At 46.9% G+C, this 25,626-nt stretch carries 33 protein-coding genes; 29 read left to right on the top strand and 4 right to left on the bottom strand.

Annotation, left to right across the window (positions count from 1 at the left end; genetic code table 11):
• Positions 1 to 20 precede the first annotated feature (20 nt).
• Positions 21 to 584 (bottom strand): chromosome-anchoring protein RacA, encoded by a 564-nt coding sequence (racA, locus tag NSQ37_RS03180; RefSeq protein WP_012118668.1) that lies wholly within the window; start codon positions 582 to 584, stop codon positions 21 to 23.
• Positions 585 to 693: 109 nt separating this feature from the next.
• The gene (gene gloA2 / locus NSQ37_RS03175) at positions 694 to 1,077 is read right to left on the bottom strand and encodes an SMU1112c/YaeR family gloxylase I-like metalloprotein (RefSeq protein ID WP_003151138.1); all 384 of its coding nucleotides are present in this window, start codon (positions 1,075 to 1,077) and stop codon (positions 694 to 696) included.
• 111 nt (positions 1,078 to 1,188) lie between these two features.
• Between gloA2 and prfA the strand changes: the two genes are divergently transcribed.
• The 3 genes from prfA to NSQ37_RS03160 all read left to right on the top strand — a co-directional run bounded on the left by prfA (position 1,189) and on the right by NSQ37_RS03160 (position 3,470).
• Positions 1,189 to 2,259 carry a peptide chain release factor 1 gene (gene prfA / locus NSQ37_RS03170; protein ID WP_003151139.1) on the top strand — a complete coding sequence of 357 codons (1,071 nt, stop codon included), beginning with the start codon at positions 1,189 to 1,191 and terminating at the stop codon, positions 2,257 to 2,259.
• Between the two features lies 1 nt (position 2,260).
• Complete coding sequence (prmC, locus tag NSQ37_RS03165) at positions 2,261 to 3,121, top strand: peptide chain release factor N(5)-glutamine methyltransferase (protein WP_015240760.1); 861 nt, start codon at positions 2,261 to 2,263, stop codon at positions 3,119 to 3,121.
• A 70-nt stretch (positions 3,122 to 3,191) separates the two neighbouring features.
• Complete coding sequence (locus tag NSQ37_RS03160) at positions 3,192 to 3,470, top strand: DUF5316 family protein (protein WP_020954349.1); 279 nt, start codon at positions 3,192 to 3,194, stop codon at positions 3,468 to 3,470.
• Here the strand turns inward: NSQ37_RS03160 and NSQ37_RS03155 are convergent.
• On the bottom strand, positions 3,457 to 3,831 hold the full coding sequence (locus NSQ37_RS03155) for a UPF0715 family protein (protein ID WP_253612751.1): 375 nt from the start codon (positions 3,829 to 3,831) through the stop codon (positions 3,457 to 3,459). The genes NSQ37_RS03160 and NSQ37_RS03155 overlap by 14 nt on opposite strands.
• A 160-nt stretch (positions 3,832 to 3,991) precedes the next feature.
• Between NSQ37_RS03155 and spoIIR the strand changes: the two genes are divergently transcribed.
• The 18 genes from spoIIR to NSQ37_RS03065 all read left to right on the top strand — a co-directional run bounded on the left by spoIIR (position 3,992) and on the right by NSQ37_RS03065 (position 18,170).
• Entirely contained in the window at positions 3,992 to 4,672 is a 681-nt protein-coding gene (gene spoIIR / locus NSQ37_RS03150; RefSeq protein ID WP_059367634.1) for a stage II sporulation protein R, read from the top strand.
• A 70-nt stretch (positions 4,673 to 4,742) separates the two neighbouring features.
• Positions 4,743 to 5,186 carry a hypothetical protein gene (locus NSQ37_RS03145; protein WP_007407603.1) on the top strand — a complete coding sequence of 148 codons (444 nt, stop codon included), beginning with the start codon at positions 4,743 to 4,745 and terminating at the stop codon, positions 5,184 to 5,186.
• Between the two features lie 156 nt (positions 5,187 to 5,342).
• Positions 5,343 to 6,383 carry an L-threonylcarbamoyladenylate synthase gene (locus NSQ37_RS03140; RefSeq protein ID WP_052827951.1) on the top strand — a complete coding sequence of 347 codons (1,041 nt, stop codon included), beginning with the start codon at positions 5,343 to 5,345 and terminating at the stop codon, positions 6,381 to 6,383.
• 68 nt (positions 6,384 to 6,451) lie between these two features.
• Positions 6,452 to 7,009, top strand: coding sequence for a manganese efflux pump MntP (locus NSQ37_RS03135; protein WP_015418417.1), 558 nt, complete (start codon positions 6,452 to 6,454; stop codon positions 7,007 to 7,009).
• A 73-nt stretch (positions 7,010 to 7,082) separates the two neighbouring features.
• The gene (locus tag NSQ37_RS03130; RefSeq protein ID WP_064115296.1) at positions 7,083 to 7,538 is read left to right on the top strand and encodes a low molecular weight protein arginine phosphatase; all 456 of its coding nucleotides are present in this window, start codon (positions 7,083 to 7,085) and stop codon (positions 7,536 to 7,538) included.
• A gap of 133 nt (positions 7,539 to 7,671) precedes the next feature.
• Positions 7,672 to 8,121, top strand: coding sequence for a ribose 5-phosphate isomerase B (rpiB, locus tag NSQ37_RS03125; protein ID WP_003151149.1), 450 nt, complete (start codon positions 7,672 to 7,674; stop codon positions 8,119 to 8,121).
• A 13-nt stretch (positions 8,122 to 8,134) separates the two neighbouring features.
• Entirely contained in the window at positions 8,135 to 8,677 is a 543-nt protein-coding gene (locus NSQ37_RS03120; RefSeq protein WP_007407598.1) for a TIGR01440 family protein, read from the top strand.
• Positions 8,678 to 8,824: 147 nt separating this feature from the next.
• Positions 8,825 to 10,072: a serine hydroxymethyltransferase gene (gene glyA, locus NSQ37_RS03115; RefSeq protein WP_015418416.1), complete on the top strand. Its 1,248-nt coding sequence runs from the start codon at positions 8,825 to 8,827 to the stop codon at positions 10,070 to 10,072.
• A 134-nt stretch (positions 10,073 to 10,206) separates the two neighbouring features.
• The gene (gene upp, locus NSQ37_RS03110) at positions 10,207 to 10,836 is read left to right on the top strand and encodes a uracil phosphoribosyltransferase (RefSeq protein ID WP_003151154.1); all 630 of its coding nucleotides are present in this window, start codon (positions 10,207 to 10,209) and stop codon (positions 10,834 to 10,836) included.
• Positions 10,837 to 11,256: 420 nt separating this feature from the next.
• Positions 11,257 to 11,640 carry an ATP synthase subunit I gene (gene atpI, locus NSQ37_RS03105; protein ID WP_003151155.1) on the top strand — a complete coding sequence of 128 codons (384 nt, stop codon included), beginning with the start codon at positions 11,257 to 11,259 and terminating at the stop codon, positions 11,638 to 11,640.
• 7 nt (positions 11,641 to 11,647) lie between these two features.
• Positions 11,648 to 12,382 carry a F0F1 ATP synthase subunit A gene (atpB, locus tag NSQ37_RS03100; RefSeq protein WP_014419099.1) on the top strand — a complete coding sequence of 245 codons (735 nt, stop codon included), beginning with the start codon at positions 11,648 to 11,650 and terminating at the stop codon, positions 12,380 to 12,382.
• A gap of 45 nt (positions 12,383 to 12,427) precedes the next feature.
• Positions 12,428 to 12,640 carry a F0F1 ATP synthase subunit C gene (gene atpE, locus NSQ37_RS03095; protein WP_003151167.1) on the top strand — a complete coding sequence of 71 codons (213 nt, stop codon included), beginning with the start codon at positions 12,428 to 12,430 and terminating at the stop codon, positions 12,638 to 12,640.
• A 142-nt stretch (positions 12,641 to 12,782) separates the two neighbouring features.
• Complete coding sequence (gene atpF / locus NSQ37_RS03090; RefSeq protein WP_003151168.1) at positions 12,783 to 13,295, top strand: F0F1 ATP synthase subunit B; 513 nt, start codon at positions 12,783 to 12,785, stop codon at positions 13,293 to 13,295.
• A complete protein-coding gene (locus NSQ37_RS03085; protein ID WP_003151169.1) occupies positions 13,292 to 13,837 on the top strand; it encodes a F0F1 ATP synthase subunit delta in 546 nt (181 codons plus the stop codon). The genes atpF and NSQ37_RS03085 overlap by 4 nt, the downstream gene beginning before the upstream one ends.
• Positions 13,838 to 13,853: 16 nt before the next feature.
• Positions 13,854 to 15,362: a F0F1 ATP synthase subunit alpha gene (atpA, locus tag NSQ37_RS03080; protein WP_003151170.1), complete on the top strand. Its 1,509-nt coding sequence runs from the start codon at positions 13,854 to 13,856 to the stop codon at positions 15,360 to 15,362.
• A 75-nt stretch (positions 15,363 to 15,437) separates the two neighbouring features.
• Positions 15,438 to 16,301, top strand: a complete 864-nt coding sequence (gene atpG / locus NSQ37_RS03075; protein WP_003151172.1) for an ATP synthase F1 subunit gamma — start codon at positions 15,438 to 15,440, stop codon at positions 16,299 to 16,301.
• 25 nt (positions 16,302 to 16,326) lie between these two features.
• Positions 16,327 to 17,748 carry a F0F1 ATP synthase subunit beta gene (gene atpD, locus NSQ37_RS03070; protein WP_003151173.1) on the top strand — a complete coding sequence of 474 codons (1,422 nt, stop codon included), beginning with the start codon at positions 16,327 to 16,329 and terminating at the stop codon, positions 17,746 to 17,748.
• A 23-nt stretch (positions 17,749 to 17,771) separates the two neighbouring features.
• Positions 17,772 to 18,170, top strand: coding sequence for a F0F1 ATP synthase subunit epsilon (locus tag NSQ37_RS03065; protein ID WP_003151176.1), 399 nt, complete (start codon positions 17,772 to 17,774; stop codon positions 18,168 to 18,170).
• A gap of 44 nt (positions 18,171 to 18,214) precedes the next feature.
• On the opposite strand, the gene NSQ37_RS03060 is transcribed toward NSQ37_RS03065, so the two are convergent.
• Positions 18,215 to 18,685 (bottom strand): hypothetical protein, encoded by a 471-nt coding sequence (locus NSQ37_RS03060; protein ID WP_007407595.1) that lies wholly within the window; start codon positions 18,683 to 18,685, stop codon positions 18,215 to 18,217.
• 172 nt (positions 18,686 to 18,857) lie between these two features.
• Between NSQ37_RS03060 and NSQ37_RS03055 the strand changes: the two genes are divergently transcribed.
• The 8 genes from NSQ37_RS03055 (at position 18,858) to fdhD (ending at position 25,620) form a co-directional block, all read left to right on the top strand.
• Entirely contained in the window at positions 18,858 to 19,088 is a 231-nt protein-coding gene (locus tag NSQ37_RS03055; protein ID WP_007614366.1) for a DUF1146 family protein, read from the top strand.
• A gap of 141 nt (positions 19,089 to 19,229) precedes the next feature.
• Positions 19,230 to 19,970 (top strand): YwmB family TATA-box binding protein, encoded by a 741-nt coding sequence (locus NSQ37_RS03050; RefSeq protein ID WP_007614364.1) that lies wholly within the window; start codon positions 19,230 to 19,232, stop codon positions 19,968 to 19,970.
• 33 nt (positions 19,971 to 20,003) lie between these two features.
• Positions 20,004 to 21,314 (top strand): UDP-N-acetylglucosamine 1-carboxyvinyltransferase, encoded by a 1,311-nt coding sequence (gene murA / locus NSQ37_RS03045; protein WP_052827950.1) that lies wholly within the window; start codon positions 20,004 to 20,006, stop codon positions 21,312 to 21,314.
• A gap of 199 nt (positions 21,315 to 21,513) precedes the next feature.
• The gene (spoIID, locus tag NSQ37_RS03040) at positions 21,514 to 22,545 is read left to right on the top strand and encodes a stage II sporulation protein D (protein WP_085341575.1); all 1,032 of its coding nucleotides are present in this window, start codon (positions 21,514 to 21,516) and stop codon (positions 22,543 to 22,545) included.
• 265 nt (positions 22,546 to 22,810) lie between these two features.
• Positions 22,811 to 23,497 (top strand): VWA domain-containing protein, encoded by a 687-nt coding sequence (locus NSQ37_RS03035; protein WP_007407590.1) that lies wholly within the window; start codon positions 22,811 to 22,813, stop codon positions 23,495 to 23,497.
• A 309-nt stretch (positions 23,498 to 23,806) separates the two neighbouring features.
• Positions 23,807 to 24,487: a VWA domain-containing protein gene (locus NSQ37_RS03030; protein WP_015240755.1), complete on the top strand. Its 681-nt coding sequence runs from the start codon at positions 23,807 to 23,809 to the stop codon at positions 24,485 to 24,487.
• Between the two features lie 85 nt (positions 24,488 to 24,572).
• A complete protein-coding gene (locus NSQ37_RS03025) occupies positions 24,573 to 24,737 on the top strand; it encodes a hypothetical protein (protein WP_007407587.1) in 165 nt (54 codons plus the stop codon).
• A gap of 94 nt (positions 24,738 to 24,831) precedes the next feature.
• Positions 24,832 to 25,620, top strand: coding sequence for a formate dehydrogenase accessory sulfurtransferase FdhD (gene fdhD, locus NSQ37_RS03020; RefSeq protein ID WP_063094035.1), 789 nt, complete (start codon positions 24,832 to 24,834; stop codon positions 25,618 to 25,620).
• The last annotated feature ends 6 nt before the right edge of the window (positions 25,621 to 25,626 follow it).

Here is a 25,626-nt window from a genome sequence, read left to right as displayed (position 1 = left end):
GTTTCAGGGAGCTTTTTTGATTAGAATTGAAATTTAAAAGGCGAAAATCTCGTTTTTTTTCTGGGTTTCTTATGTTCTGAAGAAGCGGCTGTTTCTGAGAGGGGAGCTGTCTGGGCAAGTTCCTGGATGCGGGAGGCCAATGTCTGCAATTCGGTATTGAGGTCGTCAATTTCCCGCCTGTGCTGAAGAAGCTGATAAGACACCCCTTCATCCGCCTTTTGTTTCAGCTGGCGTTCAAGCTCCTCTATCCTTGAAAGCAGATGGCTCTCACCTTGTTTCTCTTTCGTGAGAATGTCCAGTTTGCGCTCCAGCTCTGCCAATCTTTGTTCAGCGCCGCCATTGATTTTCGGACGCTGCAAAATGAAGCCCGTCCGTTTTTTCGGCTGCCGGGGCACTTGAACGTCCAGAAGGGCAGTGCCTTCAGAAATTTGCCGTTTGACCGATTTCAGCACATCAAGATCCTCAGGTGTAAAGGAATAATGTCCGAGCTCATTCCGTTCAGCCGGAAGATTCAGCTGCTTGACCCACCTTTGCACCGTTTTTGCGGAGACGCCGAGCTCTTTCGCGGCCATGTTTGTATTCATGATCACATACCTCCTTTTTGCTAGGTATTCGACCATGAGGCGGCGTTCCCTTCATGTTAGACAAAACAAGAAGGAATTCGCCAAAGAAAGCGGCATTTCTTCAAAAAACTTACGCTTCATACAATTCAAGCGGAAGCTTGTCGGGATCAAAGAAAAAGGTAAACCGTTTCCCCGTCAGCGGATCGGTTCTGATCGGTTCTGTGCCGACGCCCTTTTCCTTTAGCTCCCTGACGGCTGCTTCAAGATCGTTTACGGTGAAGGCGAGATGCCGGAGACCCGCGGCTTCCGGTCTGGTCGGCCGTTCGGGCGGATCGGGAAAGGAAAACAATTCAATCGCGTACGCGCCGTCCAGCGCAAGATCAAGTTTATAAGATTCCCGTTCCTTTCGGTATGTTTCTTTTATAATGCCGAAACCGAGAATCTCGGTGTAAAAAGCTTTCGACTTTTCATAATCAGAGCATATGATTGCTATATGGTGGATGGATTTCAGCATATCCGCCCCTCCTTTTTTGCTTCAGTATAACAGAGGCGAATTGCTTTTGACTGGCGATAAGCCCTATACTATAATGAGAATGTTACGCACAGGAAAACAGAGGTGAAGACCGTGTTAGACCGTTTACAGTCAATTGAACAACGATACGAAAAATTAAATGAGCTTTTAAGTGATCCGGAAGTGGTCAACGATCCGAAAAAGCTTAGAGAATATTCGAAAGAGCAATCTGATATACAAGAAACCGTTGAAGTCTATAGACAATACAGAGACGCATCAGAACAGCTTGCCGATGCGAAAGCGATGCTTGAGGAAAAGCTTGATGCCGATATGAGAGAAATGGTGAAGGAAGAAATCTCCGAACTGCAGGGAGAGACGGAAACCTTATCAGAGCGTTTGAAAGTGCTCCTCATCCCGAAAGACCCGAACGATGACAAAAACGTAATCATGGAGATCCGCGGAGCAGCGGGAGGAGAAGAAGCCGCGCTGTTTGCGGGAAATCTCTACAGAATGTACTCCCGTTATGCCGAAATCCAAGGCTGGAAGACTGAAGTCATGGAAGCAAACGTGACCGGAACAGGCGGTTACAAAGAAATCATCTTTATGATTACGGGAAAAGGCGCATACTCCAAGCTGAAGTATGAAAATGGCGCGCACCGCGTACAGCGTGTTCCGGAAACGGAATCAGGCGGCCGTATTCATACATCCACGGCGACGGTGGCGTGTCTTCCTGAAGCGGAAGAAGTAGAAGTGGACATCCACGAAAAAGACATCCGCGTCGATACATTCGCATCAAGCGGACCGGGCGGACAAAGCGTAAACACGACGATGTCGGCCGTACGCCTGACGCATTTACCGACCGGTGTCGTCGTATCCTGTCAGGATGAAAAATCTCAGATTAAAAACAAAGAAAAAGCGATGAAGGTGCTCCGCGCCAGAATCTATGACAAATTCCAGCAGGAAGCTCAGGCTGAATATGATCAGACCCGTAAATCAGCCGTCGGTTCAGGCGACCGTTCCGAGCGTATCCGCACATACAATTTCCCGCAAAACCGTGTGACGGATCACCGCATCGGCCTGACGATTCAAAAGCTGGATCAAATCCTGGAAGGCAAGCTTGATGAAGTAGTTGAAGCGTTAATCGTAGAAGACCAGTCAAGCAAGCTCCAGCAGGCGGAAAATTAAGATGAAGACCGTTTTTGAAGCCCTAAGCTGGGCTTCTTCTTATTTAACCGAAGCGGGAAGAGAAAAAAACGCGGCCGAGCTGCTGCTGTTAAATGATACCGGAATGGATCGGAGCAAACTTCTCGCAAGTCTGCAGGAGCCCGTCGGCGAGGACGAGCTTTATCGATTCAGACGGCACGTGGAGATGCATAAAGAAGGTATTCCGATTCAATATATTATCGGGAAAGAACAGTTTTACGGCAGGGAATTTTTTGTGAATGACGATGTTCTCATTCCGCGTCCGGAAACGGAAGAAGTCGTCTTTCATCTGCTGGACAGACAGAAGCGGGCATTTTCCGAGGCAGAACGACTGAACGTCATTGATATCGGTACGGGGAGCGGAGCCATTGCGGTGACGCTCGCGCTTGAATGCGGACATTTTTCAGTATCGGCTTCGGATATTTCAAAAGAAGCGCTGCAGGTGGCGGAAAGAAATGCGCAAAACCTCGGAGCGGACGTCTGTTTTTTGCAGGGAGATCTGTTAACTCCTTTTATTTCATCAGGGAAAAAAGCGGATATTATTGTTTCCAATCCGCCGTATATTTCTGAAGAAGAAATGGCGGATTTGTCGGATATCGTCCGTTTCCATGAGCCGCTTCATGCTCTTACGGACGGCGGTGACGGTTTGAAATTCTACAAGCGGTTTATGGAGGAGCTGCCTCTTGTCATGAAAGATAAAGCGCTTGTCGTCTTTGAAATCGGATATAATCAGGGGAAAGCCGTGAAAGACCTGTTCCGTCATTCCTTTCCGAATGCGGAAGTGGAAGTCGTACAGGACATCAACGGAAAAGACAGAACCGTATCCGCGGTCATCACATCATGAAAAAAGCCCGCCGGTGACGCACACGGCGGGCTTTTGTTACAATGGAAAGAAAATGAAAGGGGCATCCGCCTTGAAAAAAGCGTTCGCCTTCGGATGTATACTCGCCGCCGCAGCTTATGCGGCGGGGTTTGTTCTGCCGTTTGGCGTTGACATCATTTTCGGCGCCGTTACGGCTGTTCTTATCGTCACAGCGATCATCGTTTCCGGGTTGGCCGTAAGCGGAGCGGAGCAGCGGGCCAATTATCATTCTGAAACAGAAGAAGGACGGCACGCCCGTTTAAAGATGGCCGCCGTTTTCTTTTGCGCCGCTCTCCCTTCAGCCGGCTGTCTGCTGATTACGCTTCTGTAGCCGGATTTTGTCTTTGAAGCAATACGGAATCCCATACCCAATAGACGACGGCTGTTAAAACCGCAAAGATATAAAAGGCTGAATTAGAAAACAGAGATTGGCCTGACGGCTGCAAAAGACCGAAGATGATCCCGTTTGCAATGAATGACACCCCTAAATAATAAAGAAGATACAGCGGATGAAATCTCTTCGGCTTTTTATTCAGAAAGTATTGAAGCGGCAGCGCAAAAATCAAATAAGGAAACAAAAAATAAAACGCCATCGAAATGAAAGCCGCGAAAATGAATTGATGAACATACAAAATAGAATAAATGACAGACATACATGCCGCCGACAGCAGCACGGTGTAATTATATTTCATCTGAAAACCTCCTATCAAAATAATATCGTACCATATTTTGAATCTGTCAATGCAGATTATCAGCTTGCTAGATTTTTTTCTTCCCGCCGGTTTAAACCTTTTCCGTCATGTCCATAATGGGACTAGATAAAAAAAGCACGGAGAGGAACGGTGGGGACCGATGAAACAGACAATGATGATCTGCATATATATTTTTCTTTTATTATCAGGAGCGCTTGCGGGTTTGACAAAAGAAGAAACGGCGCGGGCATCAGCCGATGAGCCCGTCGTCATACCGGATGAAGCGATCCGGCTCAGAATTTTGGCCAACAGTGATAACGATGAGGATCAAAAGCTCAAGCGCCAGATCAGAGATGCTGTAAACAAGCAAATTACGGACTGGGTGAAAGATATCACTTCCATTGAAGAAGCGCGGCGGCTCATTCGTTCGAAGCTTCCTGAAATTAAAGAAATCGCCAAACAAACGATGAAAGAAAAGGGTGCGCATCAATCCGTTTCAGTTCAATTCAATAAAATCTCGTTTCCGACAAAGCTTTACGGCAATATGGTCTATCCGGCCGGAAAATATGAAGCGATTTTAATTACACTCGGCAATGGCGAGGGCGCCAACTGGTGGTGCGTCTTGTTTCCGCCGCTGTGCTTCCTTGATTTCTCAAACGGCGAAGCGGTGAAAGATCAGGAAGACGGCGGACAGAAGCAGGAAGAAACGCAGAAACAGACTAAAAAAGTGCTGGATGACGTAAAAACAAAGGCTGATAAAGCGAAGAAAGAAAATAAAGATGATGATGATACCGAAGTGAAGTTTTTCCTCGTCGATTGGATTTCAGATCTATTTTCCTGAAGTAAAAGGCATAAATCCGGATTCGATTCATAGATTGGAAGAAAGAGTTGATCGAAACGGAGGGAAATATATGTTTTATCAGCTGAGAGTGGCAAGAGATCAAGATACGGAGGCGCTGGAGGCCTTTTTGAAAAAGGCTGATACGGCACATGCGGAAATCGATCAGCAGATCAGCCGGTTTATCGTACTGGAAGACAGCGAAAAAATGATTGCCGCCTGTCTCGGGATCGAAAAATTCAGCGGCGGAAAAGGGCTTCTCCGTTCACTCGTCATGTCGGACAGGCTGAATCAAAGCCATATCGTTACACTGTTTCAAAGTATGGATGTGCTGTGCAAAAAACATGAGATTCAAGATGTCTACTTAGTCGCCAATCAGCCCTCATCTGCTGAGTTTCTGAATGTGATGGGATTTGAAGCGTGCGCCGATGCGCCTGATGAACTGTATACGTCCGAACATTTCCGCAACTCGTTATGCACAGAAGGTTCGTTTTTAATGGTGAAAACCTCTGCCTAATCTAACTTATACACAAGGTTATCCACTTATTAAAAAGTGTTGTCCACAGTTTGTGGATAACACTTGTTTTATTAAAGGACATCTTTTATACTTTCAAAAGGAATACACGAGAGAAAATAAAGTTTTACCGCTTTAAAATAAGGAGTTTGGTTATACATGAAAACAAGAAGATGGTTTGTGGATTGTTCCGCAGAATTATCCACAACCGATCCCCAGATTACACAAGCCGCGGAATTGCTGCGGCAGAATGAGGTTGTGGCTTTTCCGACAGAAACCGTTTACGGACTGGGCGCTAACGCTGAAAATACGGAAGCCGTAACGAAAATATATGAGGCGAAAGGAAGGCCGAGCGATAACCCGCTGATTGTGCATATATCCCATATCAGCCAGCTTGATCGTTTTATCAGCCATATTCCTGAGACGGCGAAAAAGCTTATGAAGCTATTCTGGCCGGGGGCGCTGACCCTTGTTCTGCCGTGTAAGCCCGGTGTGCTGTCACCCCGTGTCACCGCGGGACTTGAGACGGTAGCGGTCAGAATGCCTGATCATCCGGTAGCGTTAGCCCTCATCAGTTCGGCCGGACTGCCGATCGCCGCGCCGAGCGCCAATTTATCAGGAAAACCGAGCCCGACGAAGGCCGAGCATGTAGCTCATGATTTAAACGGCCGCATTGCCGGCATTGTGGACGGCGGCGCGACGGGAATCGGAGTGGAATCAACCGTTCTGTCCTGTACGGGGAAACAGCCCGTGCTGCTTCGTCCGGGCGGCGTGACAAAAGAGCAGATTGAATCCGCCGCCGGTCCGATTCTTGTGGATAAAGGGCTGACCGAAGAAGATGAAGTTCCTATTTCTCCCGGTATGAAATATACACATTACGCGCCTTCTGCGCCGATGGCTATTGCCGACGGCGGCGCCCGGAGAATTCAAGAACTGGCAGACGCATATAAAAGCCGGGGGAAACGAATCGGCATTCTGACAACAGAAGAGAACGCCGATAGTTACCAGGCTGATTATATCAAGGTCTGCGGCAGACGCGCCGACCTTGAAACAGTGGCGTCCGCCTTATACGATGCGCTCCGCAGCTTTGATGAAGCGGAAGTGGACATGATTATTTCTGAGTCCTTTCCGGATACCGGAGTGGGGCTTGCCATTATGAACAGGCTGATGAAAGCCGCAGGCGGCACCGTTATCCATTAACTTGTTCTACCCCTTATCGGACATGCATAAGCTAAACAAGCGGGCACGTCCAAGGGGGTTTTTATTTCATGTCGAATCTATTCATCGGGGAACTTGTCTCCTTAAGCATCATGGCATTTGCTTTGGGGACGGATGCCTTTTCCGTCGGGCTCGGAATGGGAATGATTCAGCTGAAGAAAAAACAGATTTTTCATATAGGGGTTGTCATCGGGCTGTTTCATGTCATGATGCCGCTTGCGGGAATGGCGGCCGGGCATCTGCTGTCCGGTTTTCTGGGGATGCTCGCCGTTTACATCGGCGGATCTCTTCTTTTCATTTTAGGGGTGCAGATGATCATCGCCGCGTTTAAACAATCAGACGGGCCGCTCATATCTCCGGCAGGCTCGGGACTGTTGCTGTTTGCGGTCGGTGTCAGTCTGGACAGCTTTTCTGTCGGGCTCAGTCTCGGGATGAACGGTTCCAATCCGTTTCTGGCCGTTACGCTGTTCGGGGTTTTCAGCACCGTTTTAACATGGGCGGGCCTTTTGGCGGGAAGAAAGGTGCAGTCGTGGCTCGGCTCCTACAGCGAAGCGCTTGGCGGAGCCATTTTGATCGGATTCGGGCTGAAACTGCTTTTACCGATATAAGATACGTAAAAAAAGAAACGAAGATGCCGTTTCTTTTTTCTTCATTTATAATAGGCAGTAAGAGGTGACGGACATGAAAATAATCTTTGTATGTACAGGCAATACGTGCCGCAGTCCTATGGCTGAGGCTCTTTTTAAATCCATTGCAGAAACGAAAGGGCTGGACGTCAGCGTAAGTTCGGCCGGCGTATTCGCGTCTCCGAACGGAAAAGCGTCAGCCCATGCCGTGGAAGCGCTGTTTGAAAAACGGATCGCTCTCAATCACAGTTCATCTCCCTTATCGGAAGAACATATCGAGACGGCTGATCTGGTGCTGGCGATGACGGAACAGCACAAACAGCTGATTGCAGGCCGATATCAAAACAGTCAGGGCAAAGTCTTTACCATTAAAGAATACGTAACGGGAGAAAACGGCGATATCTCTGACCCGTTCGGCGGTCCGCTTGATGTTTATAAACAAACGCGGGACGAACTGGAGGAGCTGCTGACCCTTTTGGCTGATCAATTGCTTGGCGGAAAAAGCAAGTAATCTGTCAGAAAATCTGCAAACAGGTCATTTGCAAAACGAATGTGAAAGAGTAGAATGAAATCAACGGATTTCGTAATAAAAAGGACAAGCACACTGGGCTGTCTTCGCCCAGCCACACCTAGGAGGTAAATGAATGAAAGTAGCTATTGCGTCAGATCACGGCGGCGTCCATATCCGCGAAGAAATAAAAAGTCTTTTGGATGAATTGCAGATTGAATACATTGATATGGGCTGTGAATGCGGCGCCGGCTCTGTCGATTATTCAGACTACGCTTTTCCGGTAGCGGAAAAAGTGGTGAACGGCGAAGCTGACAGGGGAATTTTAATTTGCGGCACAGGCATCGGCATGAGCATCTCCGCAAATAAGGTAAAGGGAATACGCTGTGCGCTTGCCCATGACACCTTCAGCGCAAAAGCGACGCGTGAACACAATGACACGAATGTTCTTGCGATGGGCGAACGCGTCATCGGCCCGGGGCTGGCGCGCGAAATCGCAAAAGTCTGGCTGACGACTGAATTTACGGGCGGCCGCCACGAACGGCGGATCGGCAAAATCGCAGATTACGAAGAAAAAAATCTGTAAGAGGTGCTGGACAATGGAAGAGATGAAGCAAAAATGGACGGACATGCTGACTGAGTTTCAAGAGCAGGCAGGACTGACGGACGGCAGTCTGCTGGTGATCGGGTGCAGTACAAGTGAAGCCGCCGGAAGCCGGATCGGCACCGCCGGAAGCGGGGATTGGGCTGAATTGATATACGGCGGACTTAACCGGTTTAAGGAAAAAACGGGTGTGCATCTTGCTTTTCAATGCTGCGAGCATTTAAACAGGGCGCTTGTCATTGAAGCGGAAACGGCCGAGCGGTTTAGGCTCCCCATTGTTTCAGCCGTCCCCGTCCCGAAAGCGGGCGGAGCAATGGCCTCTTATGCATACCGGCAGATGCGTTCTCCCGTGCTCGCCGAATCGATTCAGGCTGACGCCGGGATCGACATCGGCGATACGTTCATCGGCATGCATCTGAAACCCGTTGCCGTCCCTGTCCGGATATCAAGCCGTGAGCTTGGAGAAGCACATGTGACGATGGCCCGGACAAGGCCGAAGCTGATAGGCGGAATTCGCGCCGTTTATGAATGCGAATGATGAAAATGCTTTTCCTGTATAATGTTCGTGTTTTCTAATTAAATTTTGTGATTTTTTTAAATAAGCTGTTACATTCACCTGAAAAACCATGTACAATAAGGGTGGTAAAAATAAAGAACAGGAAACGGATAGGAGAGGATCTCGCTGATGAAACATTTACCTGTACAAGACAAACAAGTGTTTAACGCCATCAAAGATGAGCGTAAGCGTCAACAGACTAAGATCGAATTAATTGCTTCTGAAAACTTCGTGACGGAAGCGGTAATGGAAGCACAAGGCTCTGTTTTAACAAACAAATATGCTGAAGGCTACCCCGGCAAACGCTACTACGGCGGCTGTGAGCATGTTGATGTCGTTGAGGACATCGCCCGCGACCGCGCGAAAGAGATTTTCGGAGCTGAGCATGTAAACGTTCAGCCGCACTCAGGCGCTCAAGCGAACATGGCTGTTTACTTCACGATTTTAGAGCACGGCGACACGGTGCTCGGGATGAACCTCTCCCACGGCGGCCACTTAACACACGGAAGCCCGGTTAATTTCAGCGGCGTTCAATACAACTTTGTAGAATACGGTGTCGATAAAGACACGCAATATATAGATTATGAAGATGTGCGTGAAAAAGCGCTGGCGCATAAGCCGAAACTGATCGTTGCCGGAGCGAGCGCGTACCCCCGCACGATCGACTTTAAAAAATTCCGCGAAATCGCTGATGAAGTCGGCGCTTACTTCATGGTCGACATGGCGCATATCGCGGGTCTTGTCGCAGCCGGCCTTCATCCGAATCCGGTTCCTTACGCTGACTTTGTAACGACAACGACTCACAAAACACTTCGCGGACCCCGCGGAGGAATGATCCTTTGCCGTGAAGAGTTCGGCAAAAAGATTGATAAATCCATTTTCCCGGGAATCCAAGGCGGACCGCTTATGCATGTCATCGCGGCCAAAGCCGTTTCTTTCGGAGAAGTGCTTGAAGATGATTTCAAAACATATGCGCAAAACGTCATCTCGAACGCGAAGCGCCTGGCTGAGTCTCTGAACAAAGAGGGCATTCAGCTCGTATCAGGCGGAACGGATAACCACCTTGTGCTTGTCGACCTCCGCTCTCTCGGTCTGACCGGAAAAGTCGCTGAACACGTTCTTGATGAAATCGGCATTACATCTAATAAAAACGCGATCCCTTACGATCCGGAAAAACCGTTCGTCACAAGCGGAATCCGTCTCGGTACGGCAGCTGTGACAAGCCGCGGCTTTGACGGTGACGCGCTTGAAGAAGTCGGCGCTATCATCGGCCTCGCGCTGAAACATCATGAAGACGAAGCAAAACTTGAAGAAGCGAGACAGCGCGTATCTGCCTTGACTGAAAAGTTTCCTTTATATAAAGAACTGGACTATTAATAAGGAAGAAACCCGCCGGAACCTTAATCCGGCGGGTTTTTTTATGATTTTCTTGAAACTGTTTGTCTTTTTCTGTAGAATCAATAGAAGTGTGAAAAAGTCACTCGGACAACAAAAAAGGAGCTGAACACAGTATGGGAAAGGTTTACGTATTTGATCATCCTTTAATCCAGCATAAGCTGACATATATTCGGAATGAAAATACAGGCACAAAGGATTTCAGAGACCTTGTGGACGAAGTCGCATCACTGATGGCGTTTGAAATTACACGTGATCTTCCTCTTAAAGAAGTGGAAGTGAAAACACCTGTTCAAACAGCGACATCCAAAGTGATTTCAGGGAAGAAACTCGGTATCGTGCCGATCCTGAGAGCGGGTCTCGGAATGGTTGACGGCATGCTGAAATTAATCCCGGCCGCTAAAGTGGGACATGTCGGATTATACCGTGATCCGGAAACCTTAAAACCGGTGGAATACTATGTCAAGCTTCCTTCTGATGTAGAAGAACGCGAATTTATTGTCGTGGATCCGATGCTTGCTACGGGAGGCTCTGCGGTGGAAGCGATAAACAGCCTGAAAAAGCGCGGCGCGAGAAACATTCGTTTTATGTGTCTTGTAGCGGCTCCGGAAGGCGTGGAAGAGCTGCAGAAACATCATTCTGACGTTGATATTTACATCGCAGCCCTTGATGAAAAACTGAATGAAAAAGGCTATATCGTTCCGGGCCTCGGTGACGCGGGTGACAGACTGTACGGAACCAAATAAATCGGAAAACCTCATTCAGGGGTTTTCTTTTTTTATCCAGATATTTGCTGAATGGGAAGAGTTCATACATTTATAGGTGAAATTGTGAACATTCTGTGTATGCTTCCGGTATAAAAAGTTTTTTAACTTTAAACAGATTGACACATGTTAGGGGCTATTGTATGCTAAACGAGGGTATTATGAGAAGGTTTTCATTCCTTTCATTTCTAGTATCCATCCTCATTTTAAATCCTCCAAAAAACCCGTTATATGAGGATTTATCTAAGCGAATGAAACAGCATCCCGTGGCATCAGGAGGATGAGTGGTTTTTTCGAACAGGCCGTTTTGCGGGACAAAAAAAGGCCTTCTGCAAAGGGTTAACCGCATGTTTTGCCGTATCCAGGAATTATATTACATTTTCATCAGGAGACAGATAGTTGATGGACGATCCCAATCTTACATTCAGCAGACAACGGAGATATGTATTTGTAATCTTAGCAATCTATTTGCTGGGATATGGTCTTACGGCGTATAAAACTGTTTTTTTAGGCCTCTTTTTGGGAACTGTTTTCAGTTTGTTTAATTTGTGGCTCTTGACCAGAAGAATGAATGCTTTTGACAAGGCCGTGGCGAAAGGAAAGTCCATACGATCACTCGGGAGCGCAGCGCGTTGGTGCAATGCGATACTTGCGATGGCTGTCGCCTTTAAATATCCCGATAAAGTCAGTGTGGCAAGTGTGATTATTGGATTAATGACAATTTATCCCGTCATTATGATAGATTCCATTATTCAGCTCAAACGTTCATCAATGGAAGAGAGGTGAAAACCCATTGAATCACGATTACAGAACTATTGATTTGTTTGGTCTTACTTTTAATCTGACAAACATTCTGATGATTACTGTGGCAAGTGTGATTGTGCTGCTGATTGCGATTCTCACTACGAGAACGCTGTCTATCCGTCCGGGAAAAGCCCAGAACTTCATGGAATGGATTGTTGATTTTGTCCGCAATATTATAGGCAGTACAATGGATTTAAAAACAGGGGCTAACTTCTTGGCGCTTGGTGTAACCTTGCTGATGTACATATTTGTATCAAATATGCTGGGGCTGCCGTTTTCTGTAACGGTCGGACACGAGCTTTGGTGGAAATCACCGACGGCCGATCCGGCTATTACTCTGACTCTAGCCGTTATGGTTGTGTCGTTAACGCACTATTACGGCGTGAAGATGAAAGGTTTGAAGGAATACTCTAAGGATTACCTCAGACCGGTTCCGCTTATGTTCCCGATGAAGATCATTGAGGAGTTTGCGAATACGCTGACACTCGGACTTCGTCTTTACGGTAACATTTTCGCCGGGGAAATTCTTCTTGGCCTGCTTGCGAATCTGGCGACGAATTTCTACTCAAACAGCTTCTTTCTCGGTTTGGTCGGCACAGTCGGAGCCATTCTTCCGATGCTTGCATGGCAGGCGTTCAGCTTGTTCATCGGTACCATCCAGGCATTTATCTTTACGATGCTGACGATGGTGTACATGTCACACAAAATCAGTCATGATCATTAAAATCATATATCCATTCGGATAACATTTTAAAGGAGGAACTTTTTCATGAATTTAATAGCAGCTGCAATTGCAATCGGTTTAGGTGCACTTGGTGCAGGTATTGGTAACGGTCTGATCGTTTCACGTACGGTAGAGGGAATCGCCCGTCAGCCGGAAGCAGGAAAAGAACTTAGAACTCTTATGTTCATGGGTATCGCATTGGTTGAGGCCCTTCCGATTATCGCTGTCGTTATCGCGTTCTTAGCGTTCTTTGGCTAAGCAAAAAAGCCTTATATGAACTAAAAATGGCGAAGATCACTCTAAGAGAACCTTCGCCATTGCTTTATGTCTGATAAGCAGGCCGTCCCGAAACGGCTTTTTATCAGCAGAGAAAACCTGCAGAAGGGAGTTGCCGTAGTAGATGTCTCAATTACCTCTTGAATTAGGACTGTCGTTTAACGGCGGAGATATCCTATTCCAATTGTTAGCTATGTTAGTTTTATTAGCGCTTCTCAAGAAATTCGCTCTTGGACCGCTATTAAATATAATGAAACAGCGTGAAGATCATATCGCCGGCGAAATTACGTCCGCTGAAGAAAGAAATAAAGAAGCGCAGAAGCTGATTGAAGAGCAGCGCGTTCTTTTAAAAGAAGCGAAACAGGAATCACAATCACTCATTGAAAATGCGAAAAAACTGGGTGAAAAGCAGAAGGAAGACATTATCCAGGCTGCACGCGCCGAGTCTGAAAGATTGAAAGAAGCGGCGAGAACCGAAATTGTTAAAGAAAAAGAACAAGCGGTTTCCGCACTTCGCGAGCAAGTCGCATCACTTTCTGTCTTAATCGCATCGAAAGTGATTGAAAAAGAGCTTGATGAACAAGCCCAGGAACAACTGATTCAGGACTATCTTAAAGAGGTAGGAGAAAGCCGATGAGTGGATCTGCTGTCTCTAAACGATACGCGTCAGCGCTTTTCGACATTGCCGTTGAGACTTCTCAAATCAATGAAATCGAAGAAGAGCTTACCGTACTAAAAGAAGTGTTCCGGAACGAAGCCGGATTACAGGAAGTGTTAAGCCATCCGAAGGTATCGGCCGCTAAGAAAAAAGAGCTGATTCAGCAATCGTTCGGCGCACTGTCTGAGTCTGTGCTGCATACGATTTTTCTTCTGATTGACCGCCGCCGGTCTTCGATTGTGCCTGATCTCACAGACGAGTTTATCAAACTTGCCAATCAGGCCCGTCAGACAGAGGACGCGGTTGTTTATTCAGTAAAACCGCTGTCAGAAGCGGAAATGTTATCATTGTCTCAAGTGTTTGCAAAAAAAGCCGGAATCGCTTCGCTCAGAATCAGAAATGAAGTGCAGACGGATTTAATAGGCGGCATTAAAGTCCGCATTGGAAACCGGATATATGACGGAAGCGTAAGCGGAAAGCTTGAGCGCATGGAACGTCAACTTGCCGGAGGAAATCGATAGAAGGGGTGAAACCTAAGTGAGCATCAAAGCTGAAGAGATTAGCACGCTGATAAAGCAGCAAATTCAAAATTACCAATCTGAAATTGAAGTTCATGACGTAGGTACAGTCATCCAAGTCGGAGACGGTATTGCGCGTGTGCACGGCCTTGACAATTGTATGGCCGGTGAACTTGTTGAGTTTTCAAACGGCGTTTTGGGTATGGCTCAAAACCTTGAAGAATCCAACGTAGGTATCGTTATCTTAGGACCTTACAGAGATATCCGTGAAGGTGATGAGGTCAAAAGAACGGGCCGCATCATGGAAGTTCCTGTAGGTGAAGAATTAATCGGACGTATCGTCAACCCGCTCGGACAGCCGGTAGACGGACTGGGTCCGATTCTGACAAGCAAAACACGTCCGATCGAAAGCCAGGCTCCAGGCGTAATGGACCGTAAATCGGTACATGAGCCGCTGCAAACGGGTATCAAAGCGATCGACGCGTTAATTCCGATCGGCCGCGGACAGCGTGAGCTGATTATCGGTGACCGTCAGACAGGTAAAACATCTGTTGCGATTGATACAATCTTAAACCAAAAAGATCAAGACATGATCTGTGTGTACGTAGCGATCGGTCAAAAAGAATCTACAGTGCGCGGCGTAGTGGAAACACTTCGTAAGCATGGCGCGCTTGATTACACGATTGTCGTGACAGCGTCCGCTTCACAGCCGGCTCCGCTTCTGTACCTTGCACCGTATGCAGGGGTGACAATGGGTGAAGAATTCATGTACAACGGCAAGCACGTTCTCGTCGTATATGATGATTTATCCAAACAAGCGGCCGCTTACCGTGAGCTGTCATTGCTTCTTCGCCGTCCGCCGGGCCGTGAAGCATTCCCTGGGGATGTATTCTATCTTCACTCCCGTCTGCTTGAGCGCGCAGCTAAGCTGAGTGACGCAAAAGGCGCAGGATCAATTACGGCGCTGCCGTTCGTCGAAACACAAGCAGGAGATATCTCCGCTTATATCCCGACAAACGTCATTTCCATTACTGACGGACAGATTTTCCTTCAATCCGACCTATTCTTCTCAGGCGTGCGTCCTGCGATCAATGCCGGATTATCCGTATCCCGTGTCGGCGGATCAGCCCAAATCAAAGCGATGAAAAAGGTAGCGGGAACATTGCGTCTTGACCTGGCTTCATACCGTGAACTTGAAGCGTTCGCCCAATTCGGATCTGATCTTGACCAGGCGACTCAGGCGAAACTGAACCGCGGTGCGCGTACAGTTGAAGTGCTGAAGCAAGACTTGAATAAACCGCTTCCGGTTGAAAAACAGGTAGCCATTCTTTATGCGCTGACAAAAGGATATCTTGATGATATTCCGGTTGCGGATATCAGACGTTTTGAAGAAGAGTACTACATGTACCTTGATCAAAACCATAAAGATCTGCTTGACGGCATTGCGAAAACAGGAAACCTTCCTGCTGATGAAGACTTCAAAGCTGCAATCGAAGGCTTCAAACGCACATTTGCACCAAGCAACTAACCCTTAGAAGATGAGAGAAAAAGGTTCTCTTTTTCTCTCTTTTTACGCAAATGAAGAATAAAGGTGGTGAAATCTTTGGCCTCATTACGCGATATTAAGTCAAGGATCACGTCAACGAAAAAAACAAGCCAGATTACAAAAGCCATGCAGATGGTATCCGCTGCGAAGCTGAACCGTGCGGAAACCAACGCGAAGTCATTTGCTCCGTATATGGATAAGATCCAGGAGGTTGTGTTTAACGTCGGAAAAGGCGCGAAAAACGCGAAACACCCGATGCTTGTCTCAAGAGAAGTGAAAAAGACGGCGTATCTCGTCATTACGTCTGACCGCGGGCTTGCGGGTGCGTTTAACAGTTCGGTTTTGCGAAACGCTTACCGCACCATTCAAGAACGCCATCAGTCTAAAGATGAATACACGGTGATTGCAATCGGCAGAGTCGGCCGCGATTTCTTCAAAAAACGGGAAATGCCGATTTTGTCTGAGTTAGTGGGGCTTGGCGACGAGGTCACTTTTGCTCAGATTAAAGATTTGACCCGTCAGACGGTTCAAATGTTTATCGACGGCGCTTTTGATGAACTGCATTTGGTGTATAACCATTTCGTCAGTGCGATTTCACAGGAAGTGACGGAGAAAAAAGTGCTGCCTTTAACGGATTTCGGAACGAGCGGCGGGAAGCGCACGGCTTCTTACGAGTTCGAACCGGATGAAGAAGAGGTGCTCGAAGTGCTGCTTCCTCAATATGCGGAAAGCTTAATTTACGGCGCGCTTCTTGACAGTAAAGCAAGTGAACACGCTGCGAGAATGACAGCAATGAAAAATGCGACTGATAATGCGAAAGAACTCATTGATTCACTTTCGCTTTCATATAACCGCGCGCGTCAAGCGGCGATTACACAAGAAATTACCGAAATTGTCGGCGGTGCAGCCGCTTTAGAATAGAAAGATTTTGTCAGGAGGGATAGCGATGAAGAAAGGACGCGTAAGTCAGGTGCTTGGACCGGTTGTCGACGTACGTTTCGAGGACGGCCACTTGCCTGCGATTTATAATGCGATTAAAGTTTCACAGCCAGCTACAGGCGAAAATGAAGTAGGCATCGACCTAACGCTAGAGGTTGCTCTTCATTTAGGCGATGATACAGTCCGTACAATTGCCATGGCATCAACGGACGGAATTCAGCGCGGAATGGAAGCTGTTGATACAGGTGCGCCGATTTCCGTTCCTGTCGGTGATGTGACTCTCGGACGCGTATTTAACGTACTGGGAGATAAAATTGATTTAAATGAACCGCTGCCTGCGGATGCTCAAAAGGACCCGATCCACAGATCAGCTCCTTCATTCGATGAGCTTTCAACTGAGGTTGAAATTCTTGAAACGGGAATTAAGGTTGTTGACCTGCTCGCTCCTTACATCAAGGGCGGTAAAATCGGATTGTTCGGCGGCGCCGGCGTAGGTAAAACCGTATTAATCCAGGAATTAATCAACAACATCGCGCAAGAGCACGGCGGTATTTCCGTATTCGCCGGTGTAGGAGAGCGTACTCGTGAAGGGAACGACCTTTTCTACGAAATGAGCGATTCAGGCGTTATCAAGAAAACAGCCATGGTCTTCGGACAAATGAACGAGCCGCCGGGCGCACGTATGCGTGTAGCACTGACGGGGCTTACAATGGCTGAGCATTTCCGTGATAAACAAGGACAGGACGTACTGTTCTTTATCGATAACATTTTCCGTTTCACACAAGCGGGTTCAGAGGTTTCCGCGCTTCTCGGCCGTATGCCTTCTGCGGTTGGTTATCAGCCGACGCTTGCGACAGAAATGGGTCAGCTTCAAGAGCGTATTACGTCTACAAACGTTGGTTCAGTTACATCTATCCAGGCGATCTACGTGCCTGCCGATGACTATACTGACCCGGCTCCGGCGACAACGTTCGCTCACTTGGATGCGACGACTAACCTTGAGCGTAAATTAACTGAAATGGGTATCTACCCTGCGGTTGATCCGCTGGCTTCCACTTCCCGCGCGCTTGCTCCGGAAATTGTCGGAGAAGAGCATTATGCGGTGGCGCGTGAAGTCCAGTCAACGCTTCAGCGTTACAAAGAACTTCAGGATATTATCGCGATTCTCGGTATGGACGAATTAGGTGAAGAAGACAAGCTTGTCGTTCACCGCGCACGCCGTATCCAGTTCTTCCTTTCTCAAAACTTCCACGTAGCTGAGCAGTTTACGGGACAAAAGGGTTCTTACGTGCCTGTTAAAGAAACGGTACGAGGCTTTAAAGAAATCCTTTCCGGTAAATATGACCATCTTCCGGAAGATGCATTCCGTCTTGTGGGACGCATTGAAGAAGTCATTGAGAATGCAAAAGAGATGGGTGTAGAAGTTTAATCTGGTCCTAGGAGGGTAAAAGCATGAAGACCGTTAAAGTCAATATCGTTACTCCCGACGGCCCAGTATATGATGCTGATATTGAAATGGTAAGTGTAAGAGCCGAGAGCGGTGATCTCGGTATCTTGCCTGGCCATATTCCGACCGTGGCTCCGCTTAAAATCGGCGCTGTCCGCCTTAAAAAAGACGGACAGACCGAATTGGCGGCTGTCAGCGGCGGATTTTTAGAAGTCCGTCCTGATCAGGTCACTATCCTTGCACAAGCCGCTGAAACAGCGGAAAGCATTGATAAAGAGCGCGCCCTTGCTGCGAAAAAGCGGGCGGAAGACCGTTTGAACAAACGATCAGATGATACTGACATTCGTCGGGCTGAGCTTGCGCTACAGCGGGCTGTAAACAGATTGGATGTTGCAGGAAACTAAAAAAGAATCCTTCTCGGCTGTCTGAGAAGGATTCTTTTTCTATATTAACGCATAAGAGATTCATAGACGCCGATAAGCGGATGATCCTCTTCTTTTTGCAGATATAAATGTTCGCAGCAGTTGTCGGTGTGCCACGTTTTGTTTCCTCTCCGCACACCCGTCGTATAGGCGCCGTCCGTATACGGATAAGGTTTGACGACCCATTCGGCATCGTCATGGTGTCTGATGGCGCAATCGATGACATACACACTGAGCATTTTCTCAAATTCGTCAATCGGCAGGTTCCAATCCGCCAAAAGCAGCTCTTGTATGCTGCGGAAGTAAAGAGCTTCCACTTCCAGCAGGCTGCCGCGTGAATAATCAAGAGAAATGTTGAAAAACTGACATAATTCTTTCAGTTCCTCTGTTTGAGACTGTCTATAATCATAGTAGAATGCTATCGCTTCCCACTCGTGGTCAAATACGGGAAGTGTTTCTCCATACTGCTTTTCCGGATGAAAAAAGGAATGATTCATATTCCCATCTCCTTTCCAAAAAAGTATATCATGCCGGAGAACGGACATTTAAGCGGGGATTGCCCCTAATTTTGGATAAAAATTCTGATGTAAAAATGATCATCTTTCTCTCTTCTTCTTATATAATAAGAGAGGATATGAGGGGCGGAAAAAATGAAAGGAGATGGAATTTGTGAATGTATTGGGGCAGCAGGCCGCAATCAGCATCCTGGTTCACCTAGTATGCATTGCGGTGACATGGTGGGCGCTTCAGGCCGTCAACTTTGATCCGCTGATCCGAAAAGGAAAAATAGTGCAGGCGAGGCTGCTGATCATTCTTCTTACCATTGCGATCGGTACGGCAGTCGCTGACTTCTTTTTAGATTATCTTACCTATTCGAAACAGCTTCCATACTTATTTTAAGATGTTTCGTCTGTTGAAATGAAGGGAATCGCTGGGTGAGAAACCAATTTTTCTTCACCCGCTTGGCGAGTTTTGACGAAGTTTTCCATGTATTGCTTTCCCCGGCTCCGGCAAAAATGGGAGTAAGGGGGAGAGATCGATATGAAGAAAAAAAGAGCAGGCCGCATCATCTTATTTTTTGTTTTTTTAAGCGCCTTAATAGCGGTATTTCATTCCATTCATGCAAGTGAGCTGTCTCCGCTTGCCCAGATTGCCGAAGGAATGGAGCGGCAACAGGTCACTGTAGATGAATGGACGCTTCATGCGAAAAAAAATCTGAACCTGTCACTGAGTGAATTTGATGACAAGGTAAAAGAACTGAAGACGCAGTATCCGCAATATCATTGGGAATCCGCGCGGGAAGATAAAATCGTAAAGGCCGTCGGCACGTATTCTGACAAAAAAAATCACACAACTTTTAAACTGCAGCTCGTCACTACCCTCAAAAACCAGAACCCAACTTCGTATTTATTATATGAGCAAATGAGCCCGGAGCAACCGGAAAACTGGAATGATACATATGAACAGTTTGAACGGCAGGCACATGACATATTTCAAAATAAAGTATTTATTTTTACTTGTCTAAAGGGTCATTTAAATGATAATATGAGTATTGTTTTGCAAAAAAAAGCAGAACAGCTCATGAAAGAATTTGAAGCAAGTCCAGTTGAACATGTAGTTGAGCCTCATTTCGTTTCTGTTTCTGCATTTACATATAAGTGGACAGATTACATCATGACATCGAAACATAAGATGAATGTGCAAGTTGCGCTTAGAAGTGCGGGAATGGGCGAAAAACATACCGTTACGGTTGGCACACCAATCGTGACGACTGAATATTAATATAGAGAATATAGGGACGCGGAGGGGAATACCTTGGAAAAAATCATCGTCCGCGGCGGTCAGAAGTTAAACGGCACAGTGAAAGTTGAAGGAGCAAAAAATGCCGTTTTACCAGTTATCGCTGCATCTTTATTAGCAAGTGAAGAAAAAAGCGTAATATGTGATGTACCTACGCTCTCCGATGTATATACAATTAATGAAGTGTTGCGTCATTTAGGAGCAGATGTGCATTTTGAGAATAATGAAGTTACCGTAAACGCTTCTTACGCTTTAGAAACAGAAGCACCTTTTGAATATGTGCGCAAAATGCGCGCGTCAGTGCTTGTTATGGGCCCTCTGTTAGCCCGTACGGGTCATTCAAGAGTAGCGCTTCCGGGCGGCTGCGCAATCGGCTCAAGACCGATTGATCAGCATTTAAAAGGCTTTGAAGCAATGGGTGCAAAAATCAAAGTAGGCAACGGCTTTATTGAAGCAGAAGTGGAAGGCCGTCTGCAGGGCGCAAAAATCTATTTAGATTTCCCAAGTGTGGGTGCGACAGAAAACTTGATTATGGCAGCTGCTTTAGCTGAAGGAACAACAACGCTTGAAAACGTGGCAAAAGAGCCTGAAATCGTTGACTTAGCGAACTATATCAATGCGATGGGCGGAAAAATCCGCGGAGCCGGCACAGGCACCATTAAAATTGAAGGTGTCGAGAAGCTTCACGGCGTAAGACACAACATCATTCCTGACCGTATTGAAGCGGGTACTTTCATGGTGGCTGCGGCGATCACGGAAGGAAATGTATTAGTCAAAGGTGCGGTTCCAGAGCATCTTACGTCTTTAATTGCGAAGATGGAAGAAATGGGAGTCAAAATTACGGATGAAGGAGAAGGCCTTCGTGTCATCGGTCCTGCCCAGCTGAAGCCGATCGACATTAAAACGATGCCTCACCCAGGATTCCCGACTGATATGCAGTCGCAAATGATGGCGCTGCTTCTCCGTGCGAGCGGAACAAGCATGATTACTGAAACTGTGTTTGAAAACCGTTTTATGCATGCTGAAGAATTCCGCCGGATGAATGGCGACATTAAAATTGAAGGACGTTCTGTGATCATTAACGGTCCTGTACAGCTGCAAGGCGCAGAAGTTGCCGCTACGGACCTGCGTGCGGGCGCGGCGCTGATTCTTGCGGGATTAGTGGCTGAAGGTCATACACGCGTCACGGAACTGAAGCACTTGGATCGCGGTTATGTGAATTTCCATCAAAAACTTGCGGCTCTCGGCGCTGACATCGAGCGTGTCGTTGATGAAACGGCCGCTGAACAAGAAAACAAAGAAGTCGTAACTGACCTAAACGCATAATGGCTGTAAAAACAGTATGTCAATCTGGCATACTGTTTTTTTATGGTTTATCATCATTATTATGCTCTGATTTCCAAAAAAGAATACGTTTTTCGCGTGAAAAATGGAATAAAGATTCTGTCCAAAAGGAAGTCATATTAGCTTGTCCCTGCCCATAAGATGAAGTAGAGTCGAATCCCAAGCAGGAGGCAGCTGATATATGAAACCGATTGTATTTCTACTATCCGGGCTGTGTATACTTATTCTTCTAGTCCCCACCATTCTCGTCCTTCCGTTTCAGGCAGAAAAAGGAGCAGCCGTAAACAGAGAGCCCGGACACAAAACAGCACACACCACACGAGAAACAAAAGGAGCAGTAACATTGAAAGAATCACCTGTATCCATTCCGGTTTATCGGACATCCAATCATTCTGTAGAAAATATTCCGCTTGAAGAGTACGTGATCGGTGTCGTGGCTTCCGAAATGCCCGCAAACTTTAAACCGGAGGCCTTAAAAGCCCAGGCGCTCGCCGCCCGTACATTCATCGTCAGACTGATGGTCGCTGACTCAGCCGTTCAGGCGCCGAAAGGATCACTGGTGGATGATACGCAAATGTTCCAAGTCTATCAAAGCAAAAGCCAGCTGAAAAAAGAATGGGGTTCTAAGTACGCACACAACCTCAAGAAAATCACAAACGCGGTGGCCGGCACGCAAGGAAAGATTTTAACGTACGATAACAAGCCGATTGAGGCATCTTTCTTCTCTACGAGCAACGGGTATACGGAAAATGCGGAAGCCTATTGGACAAGCGCCATTCCTTATTTAAAAAGCGTGAAAAGTCCGTGGGATAAGCAATCGCCGAAATATCTTGCCACCCAGACCTTCAGTGTGCCGGAGTTTCAGCAAAAGCTCGGCGTACAGCTCTCGGGACAAAACACGGTGGGACAGATTACAGCCAGAACGCCGGGCCATCAAGTGGCAACGGCCGTCATCAACGGCAAAAAGCTGAAGGGAAGAGACATCCGGGAAAAACTCGGACTCCGTTCTGCCGACTTTGAATGGAAACGAAACGGCGGCAGCATCACCATTACGACAAAAGGATTCGGCCACGGCGTCGGCATGAGCCAGTACGGGGCCAATTACATGGCGGAGCAGGGAAAATCAGTGGCGGACATCGTCAAGCATTATTATCAGGGAGTAGACATTTCCGAAGCAGATTCATTTTTAAACAAATATATGGCGAAAAAATAGACGCTTTCATGAGCGTCTGTTTTTTTTGAAAACTATTCCATAAACGGTAAAGCAACCAACAGACTCATATAACGAAAGCCTAAAGGCTGACAAATGTCGATTGAAGGCTGAGCGCCGGGTGTAAATCACTGATAAAAATGCCGCTTCTATGTGAATATACGCAAAAATAATGAGGAACGCCGTCCTATTTATTTCCCTTTTCATCTCATTTACGATAAATATTGTTCGGCGTTGAACGTAAATCTATTGAAAAGGGGAAAAAGCAATGAAAAAAACATTTTCACTCATACTCATGCTCGGATTGATGCTGACTGCTGCATCTCCTGCTTTTGCTGCCGAGAATGCAAACGAGAAGACTCTTTCATTTAAAAACAATACCGCCATTTTACTTGATGCGAGCGGCAGTATGGCAAAACGGATTGACGGTGTTTCTAAATACAACATGGCAAAAGAAGAAATTGTCCGTTTTGCGGATCAAATTAAATCTAAATCACAGGTCAGAATGACGGTTTTCGGTTCGGAAGGCAATAATAAAAACTCCGGAAAGGTTCAATCTTGTGAATCCATTCGCGGTGTGTACGGATTCCAAAGGTTTGACAGACAGAGCTTCCTTAACTCTCTTAACGGAATCGGGCCTACGGGCTGGACACCGATTGCAAAAGCATTAGAGGATGCGAAGGCTTCCTTTACCGGTTTGCACAAACTTGGCAGTAAATCCGTTTTCCTGTTGACGGACGGCGAGGAGACATGCGGAGGAGATCCTGTTAAGACAGCGAAAGAACTTCGTAAACAGCATATTAAAGTCAACGTGATCGGCTTTGACTTTAAGGAAGGCTTCAACGGCCAGCTTCACGAGATTGCCAAAGCGGGCGGAGGAAAATATTACGAAGCTCACAGCCAAAAGGATATGAACCGCATCTTTACAATGGCAGCGAGTTCATTAGCGGAATAAGAAAAGGTGCCGTTTATCGGCCCTTTTTTTTATTTTTATTTAACAAAAATTTCAAGAAAAGATGAAGAGAAAACTGTAAAAAGAATCAGATTCCGGACTTATATTACAAAAAGGGCGAAAAAGGCATTAAATCTGTCATCATTTATCCAATCTTTTTAGGATGATGCGCATAATTCTGTTCATTTTTAACGGCGTACCGCCGCTTATACAAAAGGAATCCCGCCCTATATCTTTTTGCATACTCGTCATCTAGCATAGAGAAGAGCCGGGGGCCCATCGGCCAAAAACAAACGGAGAGGAATGAAGGAAATGAAAAAAATGTTCACTGCGGGGATTGTCGGTCTTTTGACGCTTTCACTCGGATCACCTGTTTTTGCAGCTGAGAAAAAGCACGAAGAAACAAACGTTGCCGTGCTGTTTGACGCAAGCGGAAGCATGATACAAAAAACAGGGGGAGAGCGTAAAATAGATGTCGCGAAAGAGTCTGTCACTTCTTTTGCGGAAGTTCTTCCTGAAGACACGAATCTGATGCTTCGGGTATTCGGGCATAAGGGCAATAATAAAAACTCAGGCAAAGCCGTATCATGTAATGCGACAGAAACGTTATACGGCCTTCAGCCGTACGCCGTGACTCCATTTGAGCAATCACTCAGCAAGATTAAACCGACCGGCTGGACACCGATAGCGAAAGCGCTCTCTGATACGCGTGAAGAATTTGAGCGGGCCGGCGCCGCGGGGAAAAACGTCGTATATCTGATCACAGACGGTGAAGAAACATGCGGCGGTAATCCTCAGGCCGAAATTCAAAAGCTCCGTAAAGCGAACGTCAACACGATCGTCAATATCATCGGCTTCAACTTCGGCATGAAAGGAAGCGAAAGCCTTGAAAAAGCGGCGGAAGCGGGAGGCGGCACATATGTCTCAGCTGACAGCGCGGACGAGTTCAAACAGGCTTGGGAAGACGCTGCAAAGGATTTAGCAAAAGAATAGGTTAAAAAAGGACGCCCGCGCGGCGTCTTTTTTGTTTAGAAAACGGAACCGCGGGAATGATACGGATAAAAGGAGATGAACGCTGTTGTTAAAAGGAGCAGGCATTATATTAGTGCTGGCGGCAGTCGTTTTTGTTCTGATGGGAATTTTTCTGAAGCTTGCCGCCTTCATATTCGTCAGTATATTGGCCATTATCGCCGCAGTTATTTTATTCACCATTCTGAGCAGACATCATCGCAATGAAACATAGAGTCCTAAGAGGGCTCTTTTTTTAAACCGCAAATTCGACAAAATACAGGGATTGTGGAAGAATAAAAGAGAAGGATACTGCGGAGGGGAAAACAGTGGATGAAAAAACAACAGCGGTAAGAGACATATACCGCTATGAAAAAGGGGTATTAACAAAGACGGCAGATCGGATGGTTTCAGAGTATCCGCTGACCGTCATGGTGAACGGGCAGGAATTTGTTACGCTCGTCTGCACGCCTGACCATTTAGAGGAACTCGTCATCGGATTTCTCGCATCAGAAGGCGTCATTCGTTTTGAAAAAGAAATCAAAAGCTTTACTATAGATGAAAGTCTCGGGTTTGCATATGTTGAACTGACGAATCCCGGAGTGCTTGAGCAAAAAGACTATACGAAGAGGGTCATCGGTTCATGCTGCGGGAAAGGCCGCCATTTTTACTTTCAGCAGGATGTGAAAACGGCCAAAACCGCCGTCAGCCGTATCACTATAACTCCTGAGACGTGTCTTCGCCTGATGAAGGAGATGCAAAGAGGAAGCGGCACCTTCCGGGAAACGGGCGGCGTCCATAATGCGGCGCTGTGCGATACGGAAAAGCTGCTCTTTATGAGGACGGATATCGGGCGCCACAACGCGCTGGATAAGCTGTACGGCTGCTGTTTGAAAAACGGAATGCCGGTCCGTGACAAGCTGATCGTCTTCAGCGGCCGGATTTCCTCAGAGGTTTTATTAAAAGCCGCAAAAATCGGCGTGTCGATTGTCATTTCAAAATCGGCGCCGACGGAGCTCGCGCTGCAAATGGCGGAAGAGCTGAACATAACCGCGATAGGTTTTGTCAGAAACGGATCATTTAACGTATACACACATCCTGAACGGGTTGAACAATAGAAAGGG

The sequence above is a fragment of the Bacillus sp. FSL P4-0334 genome, assembly GCF_038004825.1.
Lineage (GTDB): Bacteria > Bacillota > Bacilli > Bacillales > Bacillaceae > Bacillus > Bacillus velezensis.
The sequence above is the reverse complement of the archived record's forward strand: the minus strand, read 5'-3'. Positions and strand labels throughout refer to the sequence as shown.

Bases quoted from the DNA above. Each gene is read 5' to 3' on its own strand.
- racA (WP_012118668.1), bottom strand. From the start codon at position 584: ATGAATACAAACATGGCCGCGAAAGAGCTCGGCGTCTCCGCAAAAACG.
- gloA2 (WP_003151138.1), bottom strand. From the start codon at position 1,077: ATGCTGAAATCCATCCACCATATAGCAATCATATGCTCTGATTATGAA.
- prmC (WP_015240760.1), top strand. From the start codon at position 2,261: ATGAAGACCGTTTTTGAAGCCCTAAGCTGGGCTTCTTCTTATTTAACC.
- NSQ37_RS03155 (WP_253612751.1), bottom strand. From the start codon at position 3,831: ATGAAATATAATTACACCGTGCTGCTGTCGGCGGCATGTATGTCTGTC.
- spoIIR (WP_059367634.1), top strand. From the start codon at position 3,992: ATGAAACAGACAATGATGATCTGCATATATATTTTTCTTTTATTATCA.
- NSQ37_RS03145 (WP_007407603.1), top strand. From the start codon at position 4,743: ATGTTTTATCAGCTGAGAGTGGCAAGAGATCAAGATACGGAGGCGCTG.
- NSQ37_RS03140 (WP_052827951.1), top strand. From the start codon at position 5,343: ATGAAAACAAGAAGATGGTTTGTGGATTGTTCCGCAGAATTATCCACA.
- NSQ37_RS03135 (WP_015418417.1), top strand. From the start codon at position 6,452: ATGTCGAATCTATTCATCGGGGAACTTGTCTCCTTAAGCATCATGGCA.
- NSQ37_RS03130 (WP_064115296.1), top strand. From the start codon at position 7,083: ATGAAAATAATCTTTGTATGTACAGGCAATACGTGCCGCAGTCCTATG.
- rpiB (WP_003151149.1), top strand. From the start codon at position 7,672: ATGAAAGTAGCTATTGCGTCAGATCACGGCGGCGTCCATATCCGCGAA.
- NSQ37_RS03120 (WP_007407598.1), top strand. From the start codon at position 8,135: ATGGAAGAGATGAAGCAAAAATGGACGGACATGCTGACTGAGTTTCAA.
- glyA (WP_015418416.1), top strand. From the start codon at position 8,825: ATGAAACATTTACCTGTACAAGACAAACAAGTGTTTAACGCCATCAAA.
- upp (WP_003151154.1), top strand. From the start codon at position 10,207: ATGGGAAAGGTTTACGTATTTGATCATCCTTTAATCCAGCATAAGCTG.
- atpI (WP_003151155.1), top strand. From the start codon at position 11,257: ATGGACGATCCCAATCTTACATTCAGCAGACAACGGAGATATGTATTT.
- atpE (WP_003151167.1), top strand. From the start codon at position 12,428: ATGAATTTAATAGCAGCTGCAATTGCAATCGGTTTAGGTGCACTTGGT.
- atpF (WP_003151168.1), top strand. From the start codon at position 12,783: ATGTCTCAATTACCTCTTGAATTAGGACTGTCGTTTAACGGCGGAGAT.
- NSQ37_RS03085 (WP_003151169.1), top strand. From the start codon at position 13,292: ATGAGTGGATCTGCTGTCTCTAAACGATACGCGTCAGCGCTTTTCGAC.
- atpD (WP_003151173.1), top strand. From the start codon at position 16,327: ATGAAGAAAGGACGCGTAAGTCAGGTGCTTGGACCGGTTGTCGACGTA.
- NSQ37_RS03065 (WP_003151176.1), top strand. From the start codon at position 17,772: ATGAAGACCGTTAAAGTCAATATCGTTACTCCCGACGGCCCAGTATAT.
- NSQ37_RS03060 (WP_007407595.1), bottom strand. From the start codon at position 18,685: ATGAATCATTCCTTTTTTCATCCGGAAAAGCAGTATGGAGAAACACTT.
- NSQ37_RS03050 (WP_007614364.1), top strand. From the start codon at position 19,230: ATGAAGAAAAAAAGAGCAGGCCGCATCATCTTATTTTTTGTTTTTTTA.
- spoIID (WP_085341575.1), top strand. From the start codon at position 21,514: ATGAAACCGATTGTATTTCTACTATCCGGGCTGTGTATACTTATTCTT.
- NSQ37_RS03035 (WP_007407590.1), top strand. From the start codon at position 22,811: ATGAAAAAAACATTTTCACTCATACTCATGCTCGGATTGATGCTGACT.
- NSQ37_RS03030 (WP_015240755.1), top strand. From the start codon at position 23,807: ATGAAAAAAATGTTCACTGCGGGGATTGTCGGTCTTTTGACGCTTTCA.